Source organism: Xylanimonas protaetiae, assembly GCF_004135385.1.
GTDB classification, from domain to species: domain Bacteria; phylum Actinomycetota; class Actinomycetes; order Actinomycetales; family Cellulomonadaceae; genus Xylanimonas; species Xylanimonas protaetiae.
The window spans coordinates 404,771-431,657 of record NZ_CP035493.1 but is presented as its reverse complement, the minus strand read 5'-3'; the positions used below and the strand labels follow the sequence as shown (position 1 = coordinate 431,657).

Annotated in this window: 18 protein-coding genes; 6 read left to right on the top strand and 12 right to left on the bottom strand. The window is 73.3% G+C overall.

What is annotated here, in order from left to right:
- The first annotated feature begins 36 nt into the window (after positions 1-36).
- From ET471_RS01895 to ET471_RS01885, 3 genes are all read left to right on the top strand, one after another.
- Positions 37-1,599, top strand: coding sequence for an MFS transporter (locus ET471_RS01895; protein WP_207207314.1), 1,563 nt, complete (start codon positions 37-39; stop codon positions 1,597-1,599).
- Between the two features lie 156 nt (positions 1,600-1,755).
- On the top strand, positions 1,756-3,372 hold the full coding sequence (locus ET471_RS01890) for an APC family permease (protein WP_242496376.1): 1,617 nt from the start codon (positions 1,756-1,758) through the stop codon (positions 3,370-3,372).
- Between the two features lie 170 nt (positions 3,373-3,542).
- Positions 3,543-6,026: a glycoside hydrolase family 94 protein gene (locus ET471_RS01885; protein ID WP_129186346.1), complete on the top strand. Its 2,484-nt coding sequence runs from the start codon at positions 3,543-3,545 to the stop codon at positions 6,024-6,026.
- Between the two features lie 71 nt (positions 6,027-6,097).
- Here ET471_RS01885 and ET471_RS01880 read toward each other — a convergent pair whose 3' ends face one another.
- The 6 genes from ET471_RS01880 to ET471_RS01855 form a co-directional block, all read right to left on the bottom strand.
- On the bottom strand, positions 6,098-7,108 hold the full coding sequence (locus tag ET471_RS01880) for a LacI family DNA-binding transcriptional regulator (RefSeq protein WP_129186345.1): 1,011 nt from the start codon (positions 7,106-7,108) through the stop codon (positions 6,098-6,100).
- Positions 7,105-8,661: a glycoside hydrolase family 1 protein gene (locus ET471_RS01875; RefSeq protein ID WP_207207313.1), complete on the bottom strand. Its 1,557-nt coding sequence runs from the start codon at positions 8,659-8,661 to the stop codon at positions 7,105-7,107. The genes ET471_RS01880 and ET471_RS01875 overlap by 4 nt, the downstream gene beginning before the upstream one ends.
- Before the next feature lie 120 nt (positions 8,662-8,781).
- A complete protein-coding gene (locus ET471_RS01870) occupies positions 8,782-9,702 on the bottom strand; it encodes a carbohydrate ABC transporter permease (RefSeq protein ID WP_129186344.1) in 921 nt (306 codons plus the stop codon).
- Positions 9,699-10,781, bottom strand: coding sequence for a carbohydrate ABC transporter permease (locus tag ET471_RS01865; protein WP_207207312.1), 1,083 nt, complete (start codon positions 10,779-10,781; stop codon positions 9,699-9,701). The genes ET471_RS01870 and ET471_RS01865 overlap by 4 nt, the downstream gene beginning before the upstream one ends.
- A gap of 140 nt (positions 10,782-10,921) precedes the next feature.
- Positions 10,922-12,268: an ABC transporter substrate-binding protein gene (locus tag ET471_RS01860; RefSeq protein WP_242496375.1), complete on the bottom strand. Its 1,347-nt coding sequence runs from the start codon at positions 12,266-12,268 to the stop codon at positions 10,922-10,924.
- A 219-nt stretch (positions 12,269-12,487) separates the two neighbouring features.
- Complete coding sequence (locus ET471_RS01855; RefSeq protein ID WP_129186343.1) at positions 12,488-13,000, bottom strand: DUF2505 domain-containing protein; 513 nt, start codon at positions 12,998-13,000, stop codon at positions 12,488-12,490.
- 157 nt (positions 13,001-13,157) lie between these two features.
- Between ET471_RS01855 and ET471_RS01850 the strand changes: the two genes are divergently transcribed.
- The gene (locus ET471_RS01850) at positions 13,158-14,636 is read left to right on the top strand and encodes a sensor histidine kinase (protein ID WP_129190624.1); all 1,479 of its coding nucleotides are present in this window, start codon (positions 13,158-13,160) and stop codon (positions 14,634-14,636) included.
- 199 nt (positions 14,637-14,835) lie between these two features.
- Here ET471_RS01850 and ET471_RS01845 read toward each other — a convergent pair whose 3' ends face one another.
- Positions 14,836-15,084, bottom strand: a complete 249-nt coding sequence (locus tag ET471_RS01845) for a WhiB family transcriptional regulator (protein ID WP_129186342.1) — start codon at positions 15,082-15,084, stop codon at positions 14,836-14,838.
- A 310-nt stretch (positions 15,085-15,394) separates the two neighbouring features.
- Here ET471_RS01845 and ET471_RS01840 point away from each other — a divergent pair, with 310 nt between their 5' ends.
- A complete protein-coding gene (locus ET471_RS01840) occupies positions 15,395-15,769 on the top strand; it encodes a hypothetical protein (protein ID WP_129186341.1) in 375 nt (124 codons plus the stop codon).
- Here the strand turns inward: ET471_RS01840 and ET471_RS01835 are convergent.
- The 5 genes from ET471_RS01835 to ET471_RS01815 all read right to left on the bottom strand — a co-directional run bounded on the left by ET471_RS01835 (position 15,732) and on the right by ET471_RS01815 (position 26,026).
- Positions 15,732-20,156 (bottom strand): FtsK/SpoIIIE domain-containing protein, encoded by a 4,425-nt coding sequence (locus tag ET471_RS01835; RefSeq protein ID WP_129186340.1) that lies wholly within the window; start codon positions 20,154-20,156, stop codon positions 15,732-15,734. The genes ET471_RS01840 and ET471_RS01835 overlap by 38 nt on opposite strands.
- A gap of 123 nt (positions 20,157-20,279) precedes the next feature.
- On the bottom strand, positions 20,280-22,940 hold the full coding sequence (locus ET471_RS01830; protein ID WP_129186339.1) for an ABC transporter permease: 2,661 nt from the start codon (positions 22,938-22,940) through the stop codon (positions 20,280-20,282).
- Positions 22,940-23,749: an ABC transporter ATP-binding protein gene (locus ET471_RS01825; RefSeq protein WP_129186338.1), complete on the bottom strand. Its 810-nt coding sequence runs from the start codon at positions 23,747-23,749 to the stop codon at positions 22,940-22,942. The genes ET471_RS01830 and ET471_RS01825 overlap by 1 nt, the downstream gene beginning before the upstream one ends.
- A gap of 129 nt (positions 23,750-23,878) precedes the next feature.
- Positions 23,879-24,556, bottom strand: coding sequence for a response regulator (locus tag ET471_RS01820; protein ID WP_129186337.1), 678 nt, complete (start codon positions 24,554-24,556; stop codon positions 23,879-23,881).
- Between the two features lie 114 nt (positions 24,557-24,670).
- A complete protein-coding gene (locus ET471_RS01815) occupies positions 24,671-26,026 on the bottom strand; it encodes a sensor histidine kinase (RefSeq protein WP_129186336.1) in 1,356 nt (451 codons plus the stop codon).
- A 174-nt stretch (positions 26,027-26,200) separates the two neighbouring features.
- Between ET471_RS01815 and ET471_RS01810 the strand changes: the two genes are divergently transcribed.
- Entirely contained in the window at positions 26,201-26,884 is a 684-nt protein-coding gene (locus ET471_RS01810; RefSeq protein ID WP_129186335.1) for a response regulator transcription factor, read from the top strand.
- Positions 26,885-26,887 lie beyond the last annotated feature (3 nt).

Here is a 26,887-nt window from a genome sequence, read left to right as displayed (position 1 = left end):
CCGGACGCACGACCCGAGCGACGAGGCGAGGCAGACGTGAGCACGACGAAGGACCTGACGACGGCGCGGGTGTACACCGCGCGGCCCATCACCCTGGCCCGGAGCCTCGGCTTCGGCGTGCTGGACTTCATGGGCGGCGGCTGGAACACCATCGTCGGCGGCCTGATGCTGTACTTCTTCACGACGTACGGCGGCGTCAGCGTCGGCGAGAGCGCGACCATCCTGTTCGTCGCCCGCATCGTGGACGCCGTCGCGTCGCTGCTCATCGGCCCGGCGACCGACAACTTCTACCGCACCCGGCTCGGACGCCGGTTCGGCCGCCGGCACTTCTTCCTGCTGGTGGGGGTGCCCGCGCTGCTGGTCGTCTTCCCGCTGCTGTGGGTCTCGGGCGGGGGCTTCTGGTACTACCTCGTGGTCTACCTGGCCGTCGAGATCGTCATGGCGTTCATCCTCATCCCGTGGGAGACGCTGCCCACCGAGATGACCGACGACTACACCCAGCGCACCAAGCTCAGCTCGACGCGCATGTTCCTCTCGGCGACCGGCACGTTCGTCGTCTTCTTCGTGCCCGCGATGGTCAAGGAGACGGGCAACCCGCACGCGTTCACCATCACCGGCACGATCTTCGCCGTCCTGTTCGGCGCGGCCGTGCTCACCACCTACCTGACGACGTGGGAGCGCGAGCTGACGCCCGAGCTCGTCGCCGAGCTCGATGCCCGCCCGCGGCTGACCGCGCGCGAGGCCGTCGCCACCACCCTGCGCGACTTCGGCTCGACGTTCCGCAACGCGAGCTTCCGCAAGCACCTGACGATCTACCTGTTCTCCTTCACCGGCAAGGACGTGTACGCCTCGGCGCTGACGTTCTTCACGGTCTACGCGGTGACGATCCCCGACGGCGAGCAGATGGGCTTCATCCTGCAGACCCTGTCGATCGTCGGCCTGCCCGTCACGGTCGTCGCGGGCTTCCTCATGGTGCGGAAGGGCCCGCGCTTCCTGTGGGCGACGTCGTACTCGCTGATCCTGCTGTCCCTCGTGGCCACGGGCGCGATCTACCTGCTGCGGCCGGGCGCCGTCGTCGTGCTGCTCGTCGTGGTCAACGTCGTCTACCAGGCGGGCCGCGCGCTGCTCGAGTTCACGCCCTGGAACGTGTTCCCGTTCATCCCCGACGTCGACCGCGTCATGACGGGCAAGGACCGGGCGGGCATCTACGCGGCCGTCATGACCTTCGGCCGCAAGTCGACGGGCGCGCTCGCCACGCTGCTGGTGGGCTGGCTGCTCGAGCTCGGCGGGTTCGTCTCGCCCGGGTCCGACGGCGAGCCGGTCGCGCAGACGGCGGGCGCGCTGCACACCGTCGTGCTGGTCACCGTGCTCGCTCCCGCCGTCCTCATCCTGGTCGCGTTCGTCGTCTCGCGGCTCTTCCGCCTCGACGCCGCGTCGCACGCCGTGCTCCGCGCCGAGATCGACCGGCTCGAGGCCGGCGGCGCCAAGGCCGATGCCGCGCCCGAGGCTCGCGCGGTCGCCGAGCAGCTCACGGGCCGGCCGTACGACGAGCTGTGGCCCGCCGAGGGCGCCGACGCGAAGGCCGCCGTCCTGGTGTGACGGCGACGGGGGTTCCCTACTCACATGCTGAACGCCCCGTTCACGATTCGAGATCACTACGGTAGGGTCTTGCGGCGCCCGCAACCCCGGCGCTCTGCGCACCGCCGACGTCTCGACGCGCTGCGCACGATGCGAACGAGCAGGAGAGGTACCCGCATGCAGCTCATGCGCCGGCGGTCGATCGAAGCCACGATCGCCGCATCCGACGAGCCGGAACGCCACCTCCGCCGCACCCTCGGCGCCTGGGACCTCGTGGTCCTCGGGATCTCCGTGGTCATCGGCGCGGGCATCTTCTCGAAGGCCGCGATGGTCTCGGCCACCCAGACGGGCCCCGCCGTCGTGCTGTCCTTCGTCATCGCGGGCGTCGTGTGCGCCCTGGCGGCCCTGTGCTACGCCGAGTTCGCGTCGCACATGCCGGTCGCGGGCTCGGCGTACACGTTCTCCTACGCGTCGATGGGCGAGCTCGTCGCCTGGATCATCGGCTGGGACCTCATCCTCGAGATGTTCTTCGCCTCGGGCGTCGTCGCCAAGGCGTGGGGCCTGTACCTCGACAACGTGCTCAACCTGTTCGGGCTGGGTGGCGTCGACGAGCACGGCGTCGCCTCGGGGATCCACAACACCGTCCAGCTGCCCGGCGGCATCACGTTCGACTGGGGCACCGTGGTGCTCATCGCCGTCCTCGCAGCGATGCTCACGATCGGCACCAAGCTCTCGACGCGGTTCACGGGCGTGCTCACCGCGATCAAGGTCGGCATCGTGCTGCTGATCATCGTCGTCGGCTTCTCCTACTTCTCCGCGTCGCGGCTGAGCCCGTTCATCCCGTCGACCGAGTCCTTCGGCGAGTCCGCGACGCACGGCACCGTGTGGACGCAGACGCTGTTCTCGTTCTTCTCCGGCGCCGAGCTGTCGGTCGGCGGCGTGTTCGGCATCCTCGCGGGCGCCGGCACGGTGTTCTTCGCGTTCATCGGCTTCGACGTCGTCGCCACCGCCGCGGAGGAGACGCGGGACCCGCGCCGCAACGTGCCCCGCGGCATCCTCGGCGGCCTCGCCATCACCACGGTGCTGTACATCCTGGTCTCGCTCGCGCTGTCCGGGATGGCGACGCCGCAGCAGCTGCGCGACGCGACGCCCGACGGCGGCGCGTCCGCCACGATCATCACGGCGTTCCAGCTCCAGCCGAACGCGCCCGAGTGGGCCACCAAGGTCATCGCCGTCGGCATCCTCGTGGGCCTGACCACCGTGGTCATGGTGCTCATGCTCGGCCTCACGCGCGTCGTGTTCGCGATGTCGCGCGACGGCCTGCTGCCGCGCAGCCTCTCGAAGACCTCCGAGCGCTTCGGCACCCCGGTGCGCCTCCAGGTCGGCGGCGCGGTCCTCATCGCCCTCGTCACGGCCTTCACGAAGGTCGACGTGCTGGGCAACATGGTCAACATCGGCACGCTCTCCGCGTTCGTGCTCGTGAGCTTCGGCGTCCCGATCCTGCGGGCGCGCCGGAAGAAGGCCCTCGCGATCGAGGGCAAGGAGGAGACGGACCACTTCCGCGTGCCGTGGTCGCCCGCGCTGCCGATCATCTCCGGCGTCGCGTGCATCTGGCTCATGCTCCAGCTCGACGTCGAGACCTGGGTGCGGTTCGTGGTCTGGCTCGCCGTCGGGTTCGTCATCTACTTCGCGTACGGCTACCGCAGCTCGCAGCTGCACAAGCACCCGCAGGACATCGCGGCGGACTACCGCGAGGCGCGTCAGGGGAGCCTCGGCGCCGAGCCGCGCCCCTGACCTCAGCGTTCGCGGGGTGGTCGCCTTGGGCGGCCACCCCGCGTTCGTCTTCCCTGGCCCCGATCACGACGGCGTGGTTGGCTGGAATCGCTTCCACGCTATGATCGGCGCGATCGTGGGAACGCTCCCACACCCCTTCTTCTCGCTTACGACGCCCTGGAGGCGCAACGATGCGTTACGGCCACTTCGACGACTCGGCGCGTGAGTACGTCATCACGACGCCCCACACGCCGTACCCGTGGATCAACTACCTCGGGTCGGAGCAGTTCTTCTCGCTCCTGAGCCACCAGGCCGGCGGGTACTCGTTCTACCGCGACGCGAAGCTGCGCCGCCTCACGCGCTACCGCTACAACAACATCCCCACCGACGTCGGCGGCCGCTACCTGTTCGTCAACGACGGCGGGGACGTCTGGACGCCGTCCTGGCTGCCCGTCAAGGCCGACCTCGACCACTTCGAGGCCCGCCACGGCCTGGGCTACTCGACCATCACGGGCGAGCGCGGCGGCCTGCGCGTCGAGTCCACGTTCCTGGTACCGCTGGGCGAGACCGCCGAGCTCCAGAAGGTCACGTTCACCAACACCTCGGACGCCCCGAAGTCCTTCCAGGCGTTCCCCTACGTCGAGTTCTGCCTCTGGAACGCCGAGGACGACCAGACCAACTACCAGCGCAACCTGTCGATCGGCGAGGTCGAGGTCGAGGAGACGACGCCGTCGGGCGGCTCCGCGATCTACCACCGCACCGAGTACCGCGAGCGCCGCGACCACTACGCCGTCTTCGGCGTGAACGTGCCGGCCGCCGGCTTCGACACGGACCGCGACACGTTCGTGGGCGCCTACAACTACCTGGGCGAGGCCGCGGTGCCGCGCGCGGGCAAGGCCGCGAACTCGGTCGCGTCGGGCTGGTACCCGGTCGGCTCGTTCCAGGTCGACGTCGAGCTCGCCCCGGGCGAGAGCAAGGACGTCGTCATCGTCCTGGGCTACGTCGAGAACCCGGACGAGGAGAAGTGGGCCGACGACGCCCACCAGGTCGTCGACAAGCAGCGTGCGCACGCGCTGCTCGAGCGGTTCGCCACGGGCGCGTCCGTGGACGCCGCCGTGACCGCGCTGAAGGAGCACTGGACCAACCTGCTCTCGTCGTACTCGGTGCGGTCGTCGGACGAGAAGCTCGACCGGATGGTCAACATCTGGAACCAGTACCAGTGCATGGTCACGTTCAACATGTCCCGCTCGGCGTCGTTCTTCGAGACGGGCATGGGCCGCGGCATGGGCTTCCGCGACTCGTCGCAGGACCTGCTCGGCTTCGTGCACCTGGTCCCGGAGCGGGCGCGCGAGCGCATCGTCGACATCGCGTCGACGCAGTTCCCGGACGGCTCGGCGTACCACCAGTACCAGCCGCTGACGAAGCGCGGGAACCACAACCTGGGCTCGGGCTTCAACGACGACCCGATGTGGCTCGTGGGCGGTGTGGCCGCGTACATCAAGGAGACCGGCGACTGGGGCATCCTCGACGAGCCCGTGCCGTTCGACAACGCCGAGGGCTCCGAGGTGCCGCTGTTCGAGCACCTGGTGAAGTCGGTCGACCACGTGCTGACGCACCTGGGACCGCACGGGCTGCCGCTCATCGGGCGTGCCGACTGGAACGACTGCCTCAACCTCAACTGCTTCTCGACGACGCCGGGCGAGTCGTTCCAGACCACCGGCAACAAGACGGGCGGCGTCGCGGAGTCGACCTTCATCGCCGCGCAGTTCGTGCTCTACGGCAAGGAGTTCGTCGCGCTCGCGCGGCACCGCGGCGACGAGGCGCAGGCCACGCGGGCCGCCGACGCCGTCGAGGCCATGACGCAGGCCCTGCTCACCGACGGCTGGGACGGCCGCTGGTTCCTGCGCGCCTACGACTACTACGGCAACCCGATCGGCACCGACGCCCACGACGAGGGCAAGATCTGGATCGAGCCGCAGGGCTTCGCGATCATGGCCGGCGTGGGTGTCGAGTCCACGGACCCGACGTCGCCGCAGTGGGCCGCCTCGCCCGCGGGCAAGGCGCTCACGGCGGTCGAGGAGATGCTCGGCACGGACCACGGCATGGTGCTCCAGTACCCCGCGTACACCACCTACCAGGTGCACATGGGCGAGGTCTCCACGTACCCGCCGGGCTACAAGGAGAACGGCGGCATCTTCTGCCACAACAACCCGTGGGTCATCATCGCCGAGACGGTGGCCGGCGCCGGTGCGAGCGCGTTCGACCACTACAAGCGCATCACGCCCGCCTACCGCGAGGACATCTCCGACGTCCACAAGCTGGAGCCGTACGTGTACGCCCAGATGATCGCGGGCAAGGAGGCCGTGCGTCACGGCGAGGCGAAGAACTCGTGGCTGACCGGCACGGCCGCCTGGAACTTCGTCACGGTGTCGCAGTACCTGCTCGGGGTGCGCCCCGACTTCGACGGCCTCGTCGTCGACCCGCAGCTCGGCCCCGACCTGCCGGAGTTCACGGTCACGCGCGTGGCCCGCGGCGCGACCTACGAGATCACGGTCACGAACAGCGGCACCCCAGGCAGGCGAGCATCGCTCACGGTCGACGGCGCCCCGATCGAGGGCCGCACGGTCCCGTACGCCCCGGCGGGCACGACGGTCCGCGTGGCGGCCGTCCTCTGACGCCTCCGGGACGCACGAAGGCTCCGGGACCGCGCGGTCCCGGAGCCTTCGTGCGTCCGCCGTGCGAGGCGTCAGGCGCTCTCGCCCTCCACCAGGTATGGGGTGAAGATCTGTGGGGCGGCGGGCACCGGGGCTCCCGCCAGGAGGCCCAGGAGGGTCGCCGTGGCCGCCATCGTCGTGGCCACCACGGGGTTGTGCACGGTGGTCAGGCGCGGGGTGGTGTGCTGCGCGACGCCGAGGTCGTCGAAGCCGACCACGGCGACGTCGTCGGGCACGCGCTTGCCGCGCGAGTGCAGCGTGCGCAGCACGCCCTCGGCCATGAGGTCGGACGCCGCGAAGATGCCGTCGAGGTCCGGGTGCTCGTCGAGCAGCCGGGCGGCGGCCTCCCCGCCGCCGACGGCGGTGAAGTCGCCGTGCGCGACGGCCTCGGACGGCAGCCCGGCCGCCGCGAGCGTCTCGCGGAAGCCGTGGAGCCGGTCGATGCCGGCGGACATGTCCTGCGGGCCCGTGACGGTGCCGATGCGGCGGCAGCCGCGCTCGACGAGCCGCTGCGTCGCCAGGCGCGACCCCTCGACGTTGTCGACGTCGACGAAGTGGTGCGACATCTCGCCGAACGGGCGGCCCACGAACACCGCCGGGAGGTGCGACCTCGTCAGCGCCGCCTCGAGCTGGTGGCGCTCGTGCGCCGAGGCGATGATCGCCCCGTCCACGTGCCCCGACCCGAGGTAGCGGGCGATGCGGCCGGGAGCCTCGTCCACGCGGTTGAGCAGCAGCACGAGCTGGAGGTCCGTGCCCGCGATGCCGTCGGTGACGCCCCGCAGCACGCCCGTGAGGAACGGGTCCGTGAGCATCATCGTGTCGGGCTCGGGCACCACGAGGGCGATCGAGTCGGTGCGCCGGGTCACCAGCGAGCGGGCCGCGCGGTTGGGCGTGTAGCCGAGCCGGGCGACGGCGGCGTCGACGGCCGCCTGCGCCTCGGGCGAGACGCGGTCCCCGCCGTTGATGGCGCGCGACGCCGTCGAGCGGGAGACGTTCGCCTCCCGGGCGACGTCGTCGAGGGTGGGGGCGCTTCCGAGGGTCACGACGGCTCCTGGTCCGGGACGACGTTCGTGCGAGCCACGTCGCCGTACCAGCGGCCCGAGGCCTTCACCGTACGCTCCTGCGTCGCGTAGTCGGTACGGACGATGCCGAACCTCTTCGAGTACCCGTGCGCCCACTCGAAGTTGTCGAGCAGCGACCAGGCGAAGTACCCGCGCACGTCGGCGCCCGCGTCGATGGCGTCCTTGACGGCGCGCAGGTGGGCGTCGAAGTAGGCCAGCCGGTCCGACGTGTCGTCCACGAAGCCGGACTCGTCGGCGACGTCGTCGAACGCCGCGCCGTTCTCGGTGACGTACAGCGCGACGCCGCGCGGGCCCGTGTAGTCGCGGTGGAGGCGCGTGAGCAGGCGGGTCAGGCCCTCCGGCTGTACCTCCCAGCCCATCGCGGTGCGCGGCAGGCCGCGCGAGCGCCACCAGATGCCCTCGGGCGCCGGGGTGGGCGGGAGCGTCGTGCGCGCGTGCGCGTCCTCGTCGTCGCGCACGCCGCCGGCCTGGACGGTGAGCGTCTCGTCGGCCACGGGCTCGGGCGTGCCCGCGAGGCAGGAGCCGTTGTAGTAGTTGACGCCGAGCGCGTCGATCGGCGTGGAGATGATCTCCAGGTCGCCGTCCTTGACGACGTCGTCGAGCCCGTACGGGGCGAGCCACTCGCGCACGTCCGCCGGGTAGGCGCCGCGCAGCACCGGGTCGATGAAGGTGCGGTTGAACATGCCGTCGTGCTTGGCGGCGGCGGCGACGTCGGCCGGGTCGTCCGGGTCTGCCGGGTCGGGCACCGTGAGGTTCACGGTGAGGCCGACGACCGCCTCGGGGTCGACCTCGTGGATGGCCGCGGCGGCCAGGCCGTGCGCGAGCAGCAGGTGGTGGGCGGCGGCGACGCCGTCGGTGCGCGACATGCGTCCGGGGGCGTGCTCGCCGCCCGTGTAGCTGAGGAACGACGAGCACCAGGGTTCGTTGAGCGTGGTCCACACGCGCACGCGGTCGGACAGCGCCTCGTGGACCGTCATCGCGTAGTCCGCGAACAGGTACGCCGTGTCGCGGTTCGGCCAGCCGCCCTTGTCCTCCAGGGCCTGCGGCAGGTCCCAGTGGTACAGCGTGACCCAGGGGAGGATCTCGGCGGCGAGCAGCTCGTCGACGAGGCGGTCGTAGAACGCGAGGCCCGTGGGGTTGGGCGCACCGCCGTCGGGCCGCACGCGGGCCCACGACGTCGAGAAGCGGTACGCGCCCAGGTGGAGGGACCTCATCAGGGCGACGTCGTCGCGGTAGCGGTGGTAGTGGTCGCAGGCGACCGACCCGTCGTCGCCGCCGGCGACGGCGCCCGGCACGCGGGCGAACGCGTCCCAGATCGAGTCCGTCCGGCCGTCGGTCCACGTGGCGCCCTCGATCTGGAAGGCCGCGGTGGCGGCGCCCCACAGGAAGCCCTCGGGGAAGGCGACCTGCCCGGTCGCGTTCGGCGTCGTGCCCAGGGGGGCCGACGGCGTGAACGGGACGGTGGTGCCCGGGGCGGGGCGTCGGGCTCCGGTGCCCGGCACGACGATCGTCATTGATGCTCCTCCATCAGGTGCGGCGCAAAGGCGTCTGGCCCATCTTCACAGGCCGGGGACGAGAACGGCCGACGGCGCGGACGCCGGCGGCCGTTCTCGTCGGTGGATGGTGTGCCGGGCTCAGCCCTTGACGGCACCGGCCATGATGCCGGAGACCAGCTGCCGGCCCATGAAGAAGAACAGCAGGACCAGCGGGAAGGCCGTCAGGACGACACCCGACATGATGAGGGTGTAGTCGGTGAACCGTGAGGCGCGCAGGGCCGCGGCGGCGGTCGTGAGCACGGCCTTCTGGTTCGAGCCGAGGATCAGCATGGGCCAGTAGTAGTTGGTCCACTGCGCCACGAACGTGAACAGGAACAGCATCGCGGCGGCGGGGCGCGCGGCCGGCACGGCGATGTTCCAGAACGTGCGGATCATCGACGCGCCGTCCACGCGGGCGGCCTCGATGAGCTCGTAGGGGAGCGCGCCCTCGAGGTACTGCGTCATCCAGAACACGCCGAACGCCGTGACGAGCGCGGGGATGATGACGGCCCAGAGCGACCCGAACAGGTGGATCTTCGACATCATGAGCCACAGCGGGACGACGGCGAGCTGTGTCGGGATGGCCATGGTGGCGATGACGAAGAACAGCAGCGGGCCGCGGCCGCGGAACTGCAGCTTCGCGAACGAGTAGCCCGCGAGCGTCGAGAACAGCACGGTCGAGACCGCGCAGAGCGTCGACACCAGGACCGTGCCGCCGAGCGCGTGCCAGAAGTCGAGCTCGTCGAACGCCGCGCCGAGGTTGCGGAAGAGCGCCGGGCCGAGCCTGAGCGCCTCGACGCCGTACTGCGTCGAAGTGTCGGCCTGCGAGGCGATCGACACCGCGTAGTACAACGGGAAGACCGAGACCAGGATGACGACCGTGAGGATGGCGTACGAGACCCAGCCGGGGCGGCGGCCCTCGGAGGTGACGCCGAGCTTGCGCCGGCGGGCGGCGGCGTTCGCGACGCCGTTGCCGCCGTACTGGCGCAGGGCGGCGACCGAGACCTGGTTGCTGCTCATCGGGCCAGCTCCTTCTTCGCGGACTTCTTCTTCTTCGTGGGAGCCCCGGACGTCGACGCGATCCGCCGCGTGATCAGGAAGTTCAGGATCGCGATGACGACGACGATGATGAACAGCAGCCACGCGACGGCGGCCGCGCGGCCGAGGTTGGGCTGGCCGATCGTGGTGCGGTTGAAGCCGAGGTCCCACAGGTACAGCGACACGGTGAGGTAGTGCTTGTCGGGCCCGCCGGGCGTGCCGGTGTTGCCGAACATCTGCGGCTCGTCGAAGATCTGCAGGCCGCCGATGGTCGACGTGATGATCACGAAGATCAGCGTCGGGCGCAGCATCGGGATCGTCACCGAGAGGAACTGCCGCACGCGGCCGGCGCCGTCGACGACGGCGGCCTCGAACACGTCGCGCGGGATGGCCTGCATCGCCGCCAGCAGGATCAGCGTGTTGTAGCCCGTCCAGCGGAAGTTGACGATCGTCGCGATGGCGACGTGGCTCGCCAGCTGGCTGGCGTGCCACTGGACCGGTTCCAGCCCGATCCCGTCGAGGATCGTGTTGATCACGCCGAAGTTGTCCGAGAAGACCTGCGAGAAGATGATGCCGGCGGCCGACGGGGCGATCACGTACGGCAGCAGGACGCCCATGCGCCAGAAGGTCTTGGCCTTGAGGTTGGCGTCGAGGATCGCCGCGAGGATCAGCGCGCAGATGATCTGCGGGATCGTCGACAGCAGGAAGATCGAGAACGAGTTGCGCAGCGCGAGCCAGAAGTCCGGCTGGTGGAGCACCCACTGGAAGTTGCCGAGCCACGACGGGTCCGTCGAGTCGCACAGCTTGCCGCAGATGGCCCAGCCCGCGTCGCCCGTGCTCGTGTTCCACTGCCGCGTCGCGATCCACGCCGTGTAGATCAGCGGGAACAGGCCCGTGACCAGGAAAAGCAGGAAGAACGGCGAGATGTACAGGTACGGCGAGACCTTGACGTCGAAGCGGCCGCGGCGGCCTCGGGACAGGAGCTTGCGCTCGTAGGCCTCGTCGCGCGGTGGTGGCGGGCTCTGCGTGGTCTTGTCGGGGGCGACAGGTGAGGCGGTCACGGCACTTCCTTGTGGAGGCGGCTTGCCCGTGTGGCGGCCGGCGGGTGGGCGGAACGGGAAGGTCCGGGGGTACCCGCCTGGGGCGGGCGGGGCACCCCCGGACCGTGGTCGGTCAGACCCTCAGGCCCGACCGGCAGGGCTCACTGGAGGCCGGCGACGTCCTGCAGCCACTGGTCCCACGACTGCGCAGGGGTCTGCGTCTTGGTGACGTCGACGCGGTTGAGCGCGTCGGCCAGCTTCGTCTGGATGTCGAAGTACTGGGCGCCCTTGAACGGGGTGACCGTCACGGCCGCGGCACGGTTCTTGAAGATCTCACCCACCGGGGCGTCGTTCAGGAACGCGTCGACCTTGCCGGCCACGGCCGGGTCGGCCTGGGCGGTCGGCGACGACGGGTAGTTCGAGGCGGCCGAGAAGACGGCGACCTGCTGCTCGGGGGCGCTCAGCCACGCGGCGAGCTTGGCGGCCTCCTCCTTGACCTTCGACTGCTCCGGCACGACGAGGTACGAGCCGCCCCAGTTGCCCCCGCCGCCGGGGAAGACGTCGGCGATGTCCCAGCCCTTGAAGTCCTCGCCCGCGTTGCCCTTGATGTTGTTGATGAACCACGCGGGGCACAGCGTGGTGGCGAACTTGTCGGTGTTGAACGCGGCGTTGAAGTCGTCGCTCCACTGCGCCAGGCCGGCGGACTGGCCGGCGAGGGCGGCCGCGGTCAGCTGGTCGAAGTCGGCCTTGACCTGCTGGGCGCCCTTGGCGTCGGTGCCGGCGATGATCTCGCCGTCCTTGGAGACGTGCGACTCCTCGATCTGGTTGACCATGCCCTGGAAGACGGCGGCCGACGAGTCGAACCACGCCTTGCCGCCCGACTTCTGGACGTACTGCGCGCCGAGCTCGAAGTACTTGTCCCACGTGGCGTCCGCGCCGCCGAGCGCCTCCTTGAGGGCGTCACGGTCGGACGGCAGGCCGGCGGCCGCGAGCAGGTCGCTGCGGAAGCAGATGCCCTCCGGGCCGATGTCGGTGCCGGCGCCGACGAGCTTGCCGTCGTCGGTGGTGGCGCCCTGGGTCTTCCAGTCCAGCCAGTCGTTGTCCTTGACGTAGTCCGTCAGGTCCACGAACTTGTCGGGCTGGGCCATGATCGACGGCATCCAGTCGACGTCGACGGCCTGGATGTCGAAGGCGCCCGAGCCGGTCGCGATGGCCGTGTTGAACGCGGCGCGCGCGTCGTCGGACTTGGCCGCGACGGTCTCCTCGATCTTGACGTTCGGGTGGAGCGCCTCGTACTTCTTCCAGAGGTCCGCACCCGGCTTCTGGGCCGTGGGGGCGCCGAAGCCGAAGTTGTTGAACGTGCTGACCTTGATGACGACCTGGTCGTCCGAGCCGTTGCCGCCGTCGGCGGCGTTGTCGCCGCTCCCACCGCAGGCGGTGAGGGTGAGGGCGATGGCGGCGATACCCGCGGTGGCGGCCAGGCCGCGGCGCGTGCGGATGCTACCCACTGTGACTCCCTTGTCTTGTCTTGTCCGAACATGTCGGTGCGACGGTGCTGACAGTTCTTGGTAGCGCTCCCACCCGCAGAGTGGTAGCGCTTCCACAACGGGAGGGACTCTGGCGCGTCCCGACTGCCGATGTCAAACGGCCGGCAGGGTGAGAACGCTCCCACACCGGCATCGTCGCAGGTCGGAGCGTTTCGGCCGTCTCAGTCCGTGATCAAAGCGTTATGCGTCGCTGGCGCGTCCCAGCCACTGGACGCCCGCCTCGCCCTCCGCGAGCAGCGTCGAGCGCACCGACCGTGCTGCGGCCTCCTCGACCACCGCGCCGAAGAGGGGCACCGACGCCCGCACCTCGCCGTCGTACACCTGGCGGGTGCCGCCGTCGGGCAGCGGCTCGAGGCGCACCGTGCCCGTCACGCGCACGGGCGCGCCCGCGATCTCCAGCGCCACCGTGCCCACCACGTGGTCGCCCTGGGGCGCCTCCCAGACCTCCGCCTGGCGCACCTCGAGGCGGTCGCCGACGAACGGGCGCACCTGGGGCGGGATGAGGTCCGTCGGCAACGTGCGGCGCACGACGACGGTGAAGCCGTCCGCGACCGTGCCCGAGAGGTCCGCCTGCTCGACCGTGCCCGTGCCCGTGCTCCGCCGGGCGCGCCAACGGACGAACTCCGCGTCGGCGAGCATGGCCGCCACGACGTCGACGCTCGCGGGATAGGTCAGCTCAACGGTGAGACGCACGGGGGCCTCCTGGCCAGGACGCACCGACGGCCGTCGGGTGCTGCGGACGGAGGCAGCCTACCGGGGGCGCGGCCTCGCAGCGCCGGGCACGGCGTACGGAGCGGCGCCGCCGGAGCCTCGGCGCGGCACCGAACCGTAGGCTTGCCCCGTGTCCGCCATGAGTGACCTCATCGCCCAGCACGCCGACCTCCCCGCGGGCGACGTCGAGTGGCTGCACCTGCTCGTCGGCGACTGGCAGGTCGTCTCCGACCTCGCCTTCGCCGACCTCGTCCTGTGGCTGCCCTCGCGCGACGGCGGGTTCGTCGCCGTCGCGCAGTGCCGGCCCTCGACAGGTGCCACCGTGCACTACGACGACGTCGTGGGCTCGATCGCCTCCGAGGGGCAGCGGCCGCAGCTCGAGGCGGCCCTGCGCGAGGTGCGCTCGCAGCGGCCGCGCGAGCCTCGCTGGTTCGGCGCGTACGCCGTGCGGGAGGAGGCCGTGCCCGTCGTCAACGCCGGGCGCGCCGTCGCCGTCGTCGCGCGCCAGACCAACCTCGGGTCCGGTCGGACGCCCTCGCGGCTCGAGCTCAACTACGTCGAGGCCGCCGACGACCTCATGGCGATGATCGCCCGCGGTGAGTACCCCGCGGCCAACTCGGCCACCGGACCGCGGCGCGGCGCGCCGCGCGTCGGGGACGGCCTCATCCGCCTCAACTCCGAGGGCGAGGTGCTCTACGCCTCCCCGAACGCGCTCTCGTGCTTCCACCGGCTCGGGATCATCGGGCCCCTCGTCGGGCAGTCGCTCGTCGAGGTGACGAGCGGGATCATCGAGTACAAGTCGACCGTCGACGAGGCGCTCCCGCTCGTGGTCATGGGGCGCGCGCCGTGGCGCACCGACATCGAGACGCGCGGCGTCGCCCTGTCGCTGCGCGCGCTGCCGCTGACCGACCACGGGCACCGCATCGGCGCCGTCCTGCTGTGCCGCGACGTCTCCGAGCTGCGGCGCCGCGAGCGCGAGCTCATGTCCAAGGACGCCACGATCCGCGAGATCCACCACCGCGTGAAGAACAACCTCGCGACCGTGGCCGCGCTGCTGCGCCTCCAGTCGCGCCGCGTGCAGATCCCCGAGGCCCGCGAGGCGCTCGACGAGGCCACGCGGCGCGTCGCGACCATCTCGCTCGTGCACGAGTTCCTGTCGCAGACGCTCGACGAGCACGTGGAGCTCGACGGCATGCTCCAGCGCGCGCTGCGCATGACGGCCGAGGTCGCGTCGACGCGCACCTCCGTGCGCACCGTCCAGAACGGGTCGTTCGGGCTGGTCCCGGCCGAGGACGCGACGCCGCTCGCGCTCGTGCTTACCGAGCTGGTCACCAACGCGGTCGAGCACGGCTTCCCCGACGAGCGCGAGACCGGCACCGTGCAGATCGACGTCCAGCGCAGCGGGTCCCGGCTCACCGTGCGCGTCGCCGACGACGGCGTGGGCCTCGGGCAGGAGATCTCCGAGGCGGGGCGCGCGTCGAGCTCCGGGCTCGGCAACCAGATCGTGCGGACGCTCGTGGCCAACGAGCTCGGCGGGTCGATCGACTGGCGCGAGCGCGAGGGGGGCGGCACCGAGGTGATCATCGAGGCCAACCTGCGCGACGGCAGCCGGGGCTGAGCCCGTCCGCTGCGGTGCGTCGCGCTGCGCTGCGTCGCAGCGTTTGTCTGCTTGTCTGCTCGTCTGCTCGTCTGTGACCTGGCTGGACAGCACCGTGGCCCGGCACCTCGCTCGGAGGCGCCGGGCCACGGCGTGGTCTGTGCGGTTTCAGCCGGTGCGCGGTCAACCGGTGCGGCGGGGCGTCAGCTGGTGCGGGGCGTCAGCCGGCGCGGCGGGCGCGGGCCGTGCGGCGCTTGAGCGCGCGGCGCTCGTCCTCGGACATGCCGCCCCAGACGCCGGCGTCCTGGCCCGACTCGATCGCCCACTTCAGGCACGTGTCGATGACCTCGCAGCGACGGCAGACCTGCTTGGCCTCCTCGATCTGGAGGAGGGCAGGGCCGGTGTTGCCGATGGGGAAGAAGAGCTCGGGGTCCTCGTCGAGGCAGGCAGCCTTGTGGCGCCAGTCCATGTCGTTCTCCTTTGGAGTCGAGGGGGTTTCCGGTACCGCAGCTCTCCGCGGGCCGACAGAAGCCGGACGAAGGCGCAGGTGAGCCGGTGCGATGGGACGGGTGGGAACTGATTCAAGATTCACACCTCGTGAAGCCGTGCACAAGAGGTGACAGGAAGGTTTCTGGCGCGTAAACCGTGAGGTTTTGCTCACACTGTCGTGAAGTCGCAGGTCACGGGTACGCTTTTCGGTCATGCCGAAGCGTCCCCAGCCAGCGCCAGGTCCCGATCAGTCCGGCGCAGACATCGATCATCTCGCGCCAGCGCGCGCCGTGCGAGCCCTCCGCGGCGCGCTCCTCGTCGAGGCCGTGATCCTCGCCGCCGCGGCCGTCGGCGTCCTCGTGGACCTCCTGGCCCGCCGCGACTTCGCGGGGCGCGAGATCGGCATGGCGGTGTTCCTCGTGGCGTGCGCGCTCGGGTTCGCGTGGGCGCTGGTGGCGGCGGGGCGACGGCTGCTGGAGGGACGGCGCTCCGGGCGCGCGCTGGCCATGACCTGGCAGCTGTTCCAGGGGATCGTCGGCGTGACGGCCCTGGCCACAGGGTCCGCGTGGTCCGTGGCGATCGGCGTCGTGCTGCTGGCGCTCGCGGTCGGCGTGGCCGCAGGGCTGCTCATGCCGCGCGTGGTCGACGCGACGACGCGCCGCTGAGGTCGGGGGCGGCGACGCTGACCTTTGGAGCGGCGCGCCTGGCCTCGGGGGTCGCGCCGACGGCCCCTGGGGCGGCGTCGCGGGTCTCGGGGATGGTGCCTGGTGCGGCGTGCGCGGGGAGTGGTGGCGGGGCCGCGAGCTGGACCGCCCTGACCACGCCGTCGACCACGAGCGCCCCGCGACCTGGCCATCGCACGCCGGGCTCTGCGGCGTCGTCGAGCGCGGTGCCGAACACCTCGTCCGCGCCACGGTCGGCCGGGGAGAGCACGACGCCCGCGCGCCCGGCCCGCAGGTGGGCGAGCAGGCCGCGGTGCGCGATGCAGGCCGCGAGGGTCGTCGAGGAGGCGACGACGGCGACGAGCCCGTCGGACGCGAGGTCGGCGAGGCGGTCCGTCTCCAGGGGCGCGACCTGGGCGAGGGCGTCGGCGTCGTCGACCAGAAGCGTCCGCGGGCGCCCTCCCGTGCCGTGGGCGAGGTCGTCCAGCAGGGCACGCAGCGCCGACGCCGTCGGGGCGACGACGCGGGCACCGCGGTGCGTGGCGTCGGCGACGAGCGCCCTGTCCCGGGCGACGACGAGCGCGTCGGCGGGGTTCCGCAGGGTTCCGAGGAGGACGCGCAGGGCCGACGTGCGACCGCCGCCGCGGGGACCGGCGACGAGCGCGCCGCGCGCGAGGTCGAGGTGCACGGGGCCGGCGTCGTCGCCGCCCAGGCCGACGGCCGCCAGGGTCGCGGTTGCCAGGTCTGCCGGGTCGACCGCGCGCGGGATCTCCCGGACACGGACGGGCTCGAGGACTTGGACGGGCTCGAGTTGTTGGACGGGCTCGAGTTGTCGGACGGGCTCGGGTTGTTGGGCGAGCTCGGCGAGGTGGGCGGGCGTGGGAGCTGGTGCAGGCGTCGGACCGGCGGCGGGCGGCGCACCTGTCGCAAGCGTCGGACCGGGGAGGACGACCTGGCACTCGAGCGGGTCGCCGCCGCCGAGCCACACGCCACGGCCCGGCGTGCGGCCCCGGCCCGCGAACGGCGTCGGGGCGCCGAGCATCGAGTCGGCGGTGGTGTCGGCGGACAGGAGCACGAGGCGTGGCCCGAACCGCGCGGCCAGGCCCGCGAGCCCGGCCGACTCGGCCGACACGGCGAACGTGGCGCCGCGTGAGGCGAGGGCGGTCGCGAGCGGGTCGTCGGTGGGCGACGCGACCGCGGCGCGCAGCTCCTCGATCCTGTCGACGAAGACGAGCACGCGCGGCCCGCCCGGTGCCCGGCGCCCGAGCAGGCGCAGCAGGCGGGCGGCCCGGCGGGGATCGTCCGGCCCAGCGAGCGTGCCGAAGCCCGGGTGCGCGGCGAGCGGCTCGAGCGCGGCGGCGGCCGCCGCCGGGACGAGGGCGTGCACGTGCCAGCCCGCGGCCAGCGCCCCGTGGGCGAGCGAGCGCAGCGCGGTGCTGCGACCCGACCGAGCCCTGCCGAGGATCGCGAGGTGTCCGGCGGCGGGGTCCCAGGCGACGGGGACGCGTGCCTGTGCGGCGGGCGCGTCGCCGAGCGCGAGCGGGAGCGCGCCCGGAGGGACCGCGCCGACGTCGGCGCGTGCGACGGCTGTAGGCAGGGGCGGCAGCCAGGGGGCTGGCCACCGCGGCGACGCGGCGACGCTCGCGGCCGCCCGGACCCGGGCCACCAGCGCCGCGACCGGGTCGGCGGGACCGGGGTCGGCGGGACCGGGGTCGGCGGGGACGGGGCGGACGGGGCCGGGGTCGGCGGAGTCACCGCCGACTGGGTGGTGACCGGCCGGGACGTGCACGGGCGACGCGGGCCGCATGCCCGCCCCGGCCACAGCGGCGCCGGGCGGCCGGGCAGAGGCGAGGTCCGCCCACGTCGGCGCCCGACGGACGGTCGCGCCCGCGCCGTCGGGGAGGGCGCCCGCGTACGCGCACTGGAGCGCGACCGGGGGCGCCGCGTCGACCCGCAGGACGGCCCGGCCCGGCACGCCCGACGGCACGTGCGCCGCCGCGGGGGAGTCGATCACGTCGTGCGAGTCGGCCGCGTCGACCACGCGCAGCGCGAGGCGCGCCGAGACGTTGGCGCGCACGTCGGCCGAGACGGCACCTGCCGGGCGCTGGGTCGCGAGCACGAGGTGCAGGCCCAGCGACCGCCCCTGGGCGGCGACGCGGAGCAGTCCCGGCAGGAGGTCGGGCAGGTCGTCGGCGAGGGCGCGGAACTCGTCCACCACGACCACGAGCCGGGGGAGCGTGCCCCGCGGCAGGGCGGCGACGTCGGCGACGCCATGCGCGGCAAGCACCTCCTTGCGGCGTCGCAGCTCGGCGCGCAGCCCGTCGAGCGCCCGCGCGGCGAGCCCCGCGTCGAGGTCGGTCACCTGCCCGACGACGTGCGGCAGTCCCGCGCACGCGCCGAACGACGCGCCGCCCTTGAAGTCCACGAGGGCGAGGGCGAGCTCGACGGGCGTGCGCCGCAGCGCGAGCGCGAGCACGAGGGCTTGCAGGAGCTCGGACTTCCCGGACCCCGTGGTGCCCGCGACGAGCAGGTGCGGGCCGTCCGCGACGAGGTCGAACCAGACCGTGCGGCCCTCGGCGTCGACGCCCAGGGGCACGGCCCACGGGGCATCGGCCCCCAGCGAGGGACGCGAGGGACCGGGCCGTCCCGTCGCCTCAGGCGTTCCCGGAGGTTCGGCGGTCCCCGCCCACATGGCGATCTCCGCCTGCACAGCGATCTCCGCCTGCACAGCGGTACTCGCCTGCACAGCGGGAGGCCCGTCCACGAGCCCCGTCAACGGGACGACGGTAGGCAACCGCGGATCGGCCGGGTCGGCCCCCGGTGGCAGGCTGCCGCCTCCCAGGGTCTCCGGGGCCGCGTCCACCCACAGCGCCCCGACGTCGTGGCCGAGCCCGCGGGCTCCCGCGACCCGGCGCGCGAACCGCTCCGCCCACGCGGCGCTGATGCCGACGAGCGGATCGACCGACGACCCGCCGCCCGGCGCCGTGCGGCGCACGCGTGCGGGGCGCCCCGGCGTCGTCTCGACGTCGAGCACCGCGCGGCACCACGGCGGGAGCGGCGCACCGCCAGGCAGGCAGAGCACCACCGCGATGCCGGCCCGGTGAGCGGCATGGGCGGCGTCGAGGTCAGTGGGGGAGGGAGAGTCCACGACGAGCACGGTCGCCGCACCGTCGAACCAGCGGCACCAGGACCACTCGTCGCGCGCGGCACCCGTCACCCGCACGGCGGCACCGCGAGCAGCGATTCCCGCGACCACGGCACGGGCCGCCGCGGCGACCTCCGGCCCGGGCCCGCGGACGGCGACCGCGCCGTCGGCCAGGAGCGGCGGCGCCGCCGCGGCCCGCGCTCCCGACGAGGACGCGCGCGCCCGGAGCGCGTCCCGCCAGGCGACGCCGGGCGCGTGCCACGCCGCAAGCGCGGCGCGGGTCAGACGGTCGGGCCGCAGGTCGCCCGGCGTCGTTCGGCTGGGACCGGGTGACCCCGCCGCCGGGCCGTCCCCGGACGGGCCCGCGCGGTGTAGCCGCGCCGCCGCGCTTGTCCGGCGTCGCGCCATCCCCGCCAGTTGAGGGATCGCCGCGAGCAGGCCCACGAGGGCGAACAGGGCATAGCCCGGCTGCCGGAGCGCGACCGCGAGCACGATCGATCCCGCCCCCGGCAGCAGGACCGTAGCGAACGTGCTCGCGAGGCTCGGCCCGCCGGCGGATGACGCGGCCGGCCCGGCGGTGGGGGCGAGGCCCTCGAGCAGCGTGACGGCGTCTCCCGACGCGTGCAGCGCGTACCGGGAACCCACGTCGAGCACCTCGCCAGGCCGCCACCGCCGGCCGAGCAGCCCGACGCGGCGCCGCGCCCCACCGGGCCGCCGCAGGACTGCGCGACCGCGACCGCCGCGCGACCCGTCGCCCCGCACCACCGCCGTGCGGACCCGCAGCCGCCCGCCTCGCGTCATCCGCACCACCACTCCGCCCGACAGCGCGAGCAGCGTCCCGGGCCACAGGCCGGCCAGCTCCCCGGCGTCGGCGCCCGTCTCCCGCGCGACGAGCCAGGGCGCCCGCAGGGCCGCGTCGTCGGACCACATGGGCCAGCCGCCCCGTTTCGATGTAGTACCTCGTTGCGTTCTGGGCTCCGGAACGCAACGAGGTACTACATCGAAACGGGGGTCCGTTGCGTGCGGGCCGGCGTCGGCCCGCAGCACCGCGCCCGGCAGCAGCGGCCGCTCGCCGACGACGCTCCCCGATGCGACCTCCACGCCGTCGGCCCGCAGGCGGGTGTGCCGCAGCTCGGGGCGCCGCAGCAGGTCGGCGAGCGGCTCCCGCAGCGCGGCGAGCGGGACGCCGGCGGGCAGCAGCACGTCCTCGCCGGGGTGCATCGTGAGGCGGACCGTGGCGGGCATGGCGCCCAGGATGCCCGCGGGAGCGGCCGTCGGCGGACCGCCTGTGGACAACCCCGCGCAGGCGCGAGGCCCCCGGCCCAGATCCCCGAGCCGGAGGCCTCGTCCCGCGACGCGGTCCCGCCGCTACTCGGTGGCGAGCGCCGCCACCGGAGAGGTGCGGGCCGCGGTGCGGCCCGGGACGACCGACGCGACCAGCCCCGCGACGAGCGCGATCGCCAGCGCGAGCGTGACGTCACGCCAGGGGACGGTGAGGACGGCGTGGGCCATCTGCCCGAGGATCGCCTCCGCGCCGGCCCAGCCGTACAGCAGGCCGAGCACCACCCCGCACACGGCGCCGACCAAGGCGATGAGCACACCCTCGATGGCGAGCATCCCGCGCAGGCGGCCCCGTGAGAGGCCGATGGCCCTGAGTGTCGCCGACTCCTTCCGCCGCTCGATGACGCTGAGCGAGAGGGTGTTCGCGACACCGATGAGGGCGATGATCACGGCGGCCGCGAGGAGTCCGACGACGACGGCGAGCATCGTGTCGATGACCCGCTCGAACTGCGCCCGCTCCACGGCGGCGCCGTCGAGGCTGACCGTGCCCCCGGTGTCGGCCAGGGCGTCCTCGATGCGCGGGGCGACGCTGGCGGCGTCGGCGCCCTCGTCGAGGCGGGCCCACACCTGGGTGGCCTCCGCGTGCGCATCGAGGCCCGCGAGGGTCTCGGGCACGACGAGGGCCTCGCTGGCCCGGGAGCCACGCAGGGCGGTGAGGCGGACCGTCAGCGTCTGCTCGCCGGTGGGACCGGTGAGCGTCACCTGCTGGCCGTCCGTGTAGGACTCGCTCCACCACGCCGCGGACAGGGCGAGCGTGCCGGGTTCGAGCCCGTCGGCGAGGGCGTCCGTCCGGCCGACGGCGAGGGCGTCCGACCGGGTGATGCCGCGCACCGTCATCGTGCGGCCGTCGTCCACCGCGACGGTCGTCGCCGGGACCGCGACGAGGGTCGAGACACCGTCGACGCGTCGCACCGCGTCGATCGCCTCGGCGGGGACGGCCTCGGCGGAGGCCGGGTCGGTCCAGCTGTCGGTCGACAGGATGGCGTCGGCGAAGTACCGGTCGTCGAGCTCGGCGTTGAGCGTCGCCCGGGCCGAGGCGGCCCCCGTCGACATCGTCGCCACGAGGGTGACGCCGATGACGAGCGCCGTCGACGTCGCCGCGGTGCGGCGCGGGTTGCGCAGCGTGTTCGCAGCAGCCAGCCGGGCCGTCGGGCCGGACAGGCCGACCAGGCGGCCCGCCAGCGCGACGACCTTGGGCAGCCAGAACACGGCGCCCACCACCACGCCGACGAAGCTCAGCGCTCCGCCTGCGACGGCGATCAGCACGCCGACGTCGAGCGAGCTCATCTGCCCGGAACCGAAGACGCCGACGCCGAGCAGCGCGAGCCCGCCGACGACGAACAGCAGCGAGACGACGAGCCGCGCGCGGCCTGCCGGGTCCGCGACGGTCGGCGCGTCGGACGGGCGCAGCGCCTCGAGCGGTGCGACGCGCGTGGCGGCGCGTGCCGGGGCCAGAGCCGCCAGGACGGTCACGACGGTGCCGACGGCCAGGGGGAGCAGCACGACCGGCGCCGTGACCGAGATGGTCGAGGGCAACGGCACGCCCAGGTCGAGCGCGTCGCCGCCGACGAGCGCCACCTGCGCCAGCAGCGCGCCCAGAGCCACGCCGGCGGTCGAGGCGATCAGCCCGAGCAGCAGCCCTTCGAGGAGCACCGAGCCGCGCAGCGTCCGCTTGTCGGCACCCACGCAGCGCAGCAGGGCGAGGGTGCGGGTGCGCTGGGCGACGAGCACCTGGAAGGTGTTCGCGATCACGAGGCCCGCGACGAGCAGCGCGATGGCGGCGAAGACGAGGCCGAACACCGTGAAGACCATGTCCTCGCCGCCGGTGATGGCGCTCGTGATGGATGTCGCGTACTCCTGCGGCGTGACCACGTCGGCGGCGGCTGTCGTGTCGCCGGCCCGGACGGCGTCGAGGACGGCGGCGCGCAGCGTGTCGTCCACCGGCCCGTCGGTGCTCAGGAGCAGTGCCTCGAACGTGAGGTCGACGGGTGCGCCCGCGGCGACCTGCGCGCGCTGCTCGGCAGCGCTCATCGCCCTCCACTGCGCCGCCGACACGCCGGCGACCTCGTTGGCGTCGGCCGCGGTGGACCGGAAGCCCGGGAGGCTGAGGACACCGGCGCCGTTGGACGACCGGAACGCACCGTGCGGGTCCGTCGTCGTACCCGTCACCGTGTAGGGCGTGTCGAGCGCGAACTGCGTCTCGTCGTCGGCTGCGTCCGTGAGCACGACGGTGCGGACCAGGTCCACGGTGTCGCCGACCGTGACGCCGAGCCGGTCCGCGACGTCGACCGGCAGCGCCACCTCGTGGTCCGACGTCGGCAGCTCGCCGTCCTCGACGGCGAGCGGGAGGAGCGCGGGATCGTCGGTCGCGGGCAGGACGGGCGTCATGACCGTGCGGCTGCCGTGCGTGAACTGCTGCCACGAGGTGGCCTGGCCGTCCGCGGCGGCGACACCGGGCACAGCCCGGACGGCGTCGAGTGCCGCGGGGGTGAGCGGGGCGTCGGAGCTCGCGACGACGAGGTCGGACTGCGCGTACTGCGCGGCGAGCGTGGCGGTGCTGGTCTGCCGCACGGCCGTGGCGGCGAGCAGCGTGAGCGCCACGAAGGCCGTGCCGATGACGATCGCGAAGCCCGCGGCGGCGAGCCGCCCGGCCGAGCGACGCATCTGGGCGAGGGTGAGGCGCAGCATCAGCCGTTCACCTCGGGCCCGTCGATCGTGTCGTCGAGCGAGCGCAGCGCGTCGAGGCCTGCGAGCACGGCCTCGGGCGTCGGGTCGGTGATCTCGCCCGCGATGCGGCCGTCGGCGAGCAGCACGACGCGGTCGGCGTACGCGGCCGCCGCGGGGTCGTGGGTGACCATGATGATCGTGCGGCCGAGCTCGCGCACGGACCGGCGCAGGAACGACAGCACCTGCGCGCCGGCGCGCGAGTCGAGGTTGCCGGTGGGCTCGTCGGCGAACACGACGTCAGGCTTGGCGATGAGCGCCCGGGCGATCGCGACGCGCTGCTGCTGCCCGCCGGACATCTCCGACGGGCGGTGCGTGAGGCGGTCCTCGATGCCGAGCGTGCGGGCGAGCGTGCCGAACCACGCGCGGTCCACGGTGCCGCCCGCGAGCTCCACCGGCAGGGTGATGTTCTGCTCGGCGGTGAACATCGGCAGCAGGTTGAACTGCTGGAACACGAACCCGACGCGGTCGCGCCGCAGCAGCGTGAGCTCCTTGTCGCCGAGCCCGGTCAGCTCGGTCGTGCCGATGAACGCCTGGCCGGACGTCGCGCTGTCCAGCCCGGCGAGCAGGTGCATGAGGGTGGACTTGCCCGAGCCCGAGGGGCCCATGATCGCGGTGAACCTGCCGGCCTCGAAGTCGACGTCGACGGCGTCGAGCGCGCGCACCTGCGCGGCGCCCTTGCCGTAGGTCTTGGCGAGCGAGCGGGCGCGGACGGCGGCCACGCCGGCGGTCGTGGCGGTCGCGTCGATCGGGACGAACACAGTGGTGTCCACGGATATCTCCGGTTCGGTGGGCGGGAGTCGTTCTGGAACGGTCCCCACGCTACGAAGCCGCAGGTCCGGGACGCGTCGCCCCGCAGGCTGGTCCTGGCGGCCCGGACGTCATACCCAGGTCGTACGCGCTCACGCGCCGGGTCGCACCACGCCCGTCTCGTAGGCCAGCACCACGGCCTGCACGCGGTCGCGCGCGTCGAGCTTGGCCAGGATGCGGCCCACGTGCGTCTTGACGGTCGCCTCGGCCACGTAGAGGTCCGCCGCGATCTCCGTGTTGGACCGGCCGCGGGCCATGAGCCCGAGCACCTCGCGCTCGCGGTCCGTCAGGGTCGCCAGGGCCCGGTGCGCGGCCGACGGCGGCGCGTCCGGCGTCGGCAGCGCCGTGACCAGGTGCTCCAGCAGGCGCCGGGTCGACGACGGCGCGATCACCGCGTCGCCCGCGTGCACCGTGCGGATCGCGGCGAGCATCTCCTCGGGCGGCGCGTCCTTGAGCATGAAGCCCGACGCCCCGGCCCGGATCGCCTCCAGCACGTACTCGTCGATGTCGAACGTCGTCAGCACGACGACGCGCGGCGCGTCCGCCTCCGACGTCAGCGCGGCCGTGGCCGTCAGCCCGTCCATGCGCGGCATCCGCACGTCCATGAGCACGACGTCGGCGCGCTCGCGGCCCAGCACGCGCAGCGCCTCGACGCCGTCGCCCGCCTCGGCGACCACCGTCATGTCCGGCTGCGAGTCGATCACCATCCGGAACCCCGCCCGCACCATCTGCTGGTCGTCCACCAGCACCACCCGGATCGCGTCGCTCACGCCAGCTCCTTGATCGTCCGCATCAGACCTCCGTGCTTGTCTGGTCGGCCTGATGCTGCGCTCCGCTGCGGCGAGTGCCTCGTTCCTCGGCCCTCACCTCCGCTGCGCTCCGCATCAGACCTCTCTCGTCCCGGCAGGCAGCGGCATCGTGAACCGCACCCGCCAGCCGCCACCGGGCCGTGGCCCGGCCGTCACCTGGCCGCCGAACATCGCGGCCCGCTCCCGCATGCCCAGCAGACCGTAGCCCGCGGCGGCCTCGCCCGCCGGGCCTTCGGCCGCGGCTGCGCCGCGTCCGTCGTCGGCCACCTCGAGCTCCACCGACGTCGTGCCCCAGCGCACCACGACCGTGACCTTCACGCTCGGTCCGCCGTGCTTGCGCACGTTGGTGAGCGCCTCCTGGCAGATGCGGTGCAGCGTGAGCCCCGCGCCGGGCGGCAGGCGCCGCGGCTCGCCCACGCGCACGAACGACACGGTCATGCCCGCCCCGCGCGCCTGGTCGAGCAGGGAGCCCAGGTCGGCGTCGTCCGGGTCCGAGACCAGCGGGGCGACCGCGTGCGTCGTCGGCGACATCCCCGGCTGCGGTGCCCGCGGCGCCCGCGTGGTCCCGGCGTCGCCGACGACGACGTCGCCACGCGCACGGGTGCCGCGCGCGCCGCCGTCGCGCGCACCGCCGTCGTCGGACCGCAGGACGCCGAGCAGGCGGCGCATGTCGGCGAGCGCGGCGCGGCCGGTCTCCGCGATGACCTCGAGCGCGCGCTCGGCCGCGGCGGGGTCGGCGGCGGCGGCGTAGCGGCCGCCGTCGGCCTGCGCGACGACGACGGAGAGCGAGTGGGCCACGATGTCGTGCATCTCGCGCGCGATGCGCGCGCGCTCGGCGGCCGTGGCGATGGTGGCCTGCTGGTCGCGCTCGATCTCGAGGCGGGCGGCGCGGTCGCGCAGCGCGTCCACCATCTCGCGGCGCGAGCGGCGCACGAGCGCGAGCGCCCACACGGCGAGGGCGAGCACGGCCGACATCGTGGCGAGCGCGGTCGCCGTGGCGACGTCGGACGCGCTCCCGCCGATCACCGCGACCGCCAGGCCGAGGAGCCCCGCCCCGCCGAGCGCGGCCGCCATCGCCGTGCGGTGCGCCCACGCCGGCCCGTACACGGTCACGGACCACAGCGCCACGAGGATGGCGATGTCCGCGGGCAGCAGCAGCGGGCTGCGGCCGACGACGACGTGCCCGGCGGCGGCGAGCGCGACGACGGCGGTCGACTCGACGGGTCGCACGCGCCGCCAGGCCAGGGGAGCGACGAGCAGCACCGCCCAGAGCATGGTGGCCGTGCCCCCGCGGGCCTCCCACGACAGGCCGAGGCCGCGGACCGCCGTCGTGAGCAGGACCGTGGGCAGCCCGAGCACCGCCGTCCACATCGCGTCGATGCCGAAGCGATGGTCCTCCGCCCACGTCGAGGCGCGCTCGTACCAGCCCATGCCCCGAGGCTAGGGTGCCCGACGGCGCCGCGGCGTCCGCCTGGGGTCGCCTCGCCGCGCGCGGGACGTCAGACCACGGTCTGACGCGGAGTCAGGAACGTCACGCGCCAGGACCACGGCGTGCCGGGCCCGTGCGGGAGCCGCCACCTGCCGAGATGGCGCTACCATGCCGGAATGACCCACGTGTTGCTAGCCGAGGACGACCCGGCGATTGCCGAGCCCTTGGCCCGGGCCCTCACGCGTGAGGGTTACGACGTGATCGTGCAAGGAACTGGTCAAGGGGCCATCGACAACGCGGGATCCGCCGACGTCGTCGTTCTCGACCTGGGCCTGCCGGACATGGACGGCCTCGACGTCGCGCGCGAGCTGCGCGGCAGCGGCCTCGGTGTCCCGATCCTCGTGCTGACCGCCCGCGCCGACGAGGTCGACCTCGTCGTCGGCCTCGACGCCGGCGCGGACGACTACGTCACCAAGCCCTTCCGCCTGGCCGAGCTCCTCGCCCGCGTCCGCGCGCTGCTGCGCCGCACGCACGGCGAGACGGCCGAGGAGGAGGAGCTGCGCGCCCAGGACGTGCGCGTGGACGTCTCCGCGCACCGCGCGTTCCAGGGCGACCGCGAGCTGCACCTGACCACCAAGGAGTTCGACCTCCTCAAGGTGCTGGTCGCGAACGCGGGCTCCGTCGTCGTGCGCGACACCCTCATGCGCGACGTGTGGGGCTCGGACCCGGTCGGCTCCACCAAGACCCTCGACATGCACGTGTCGTGGCTGCGTCGCAAGCTCGGCGACGACGCGAACGCGCCGCGCTACGTGTCCACGGTCCGCGGGCTCGGGTTCCGGTTCGAGGCCGGAACGGCGTAACCG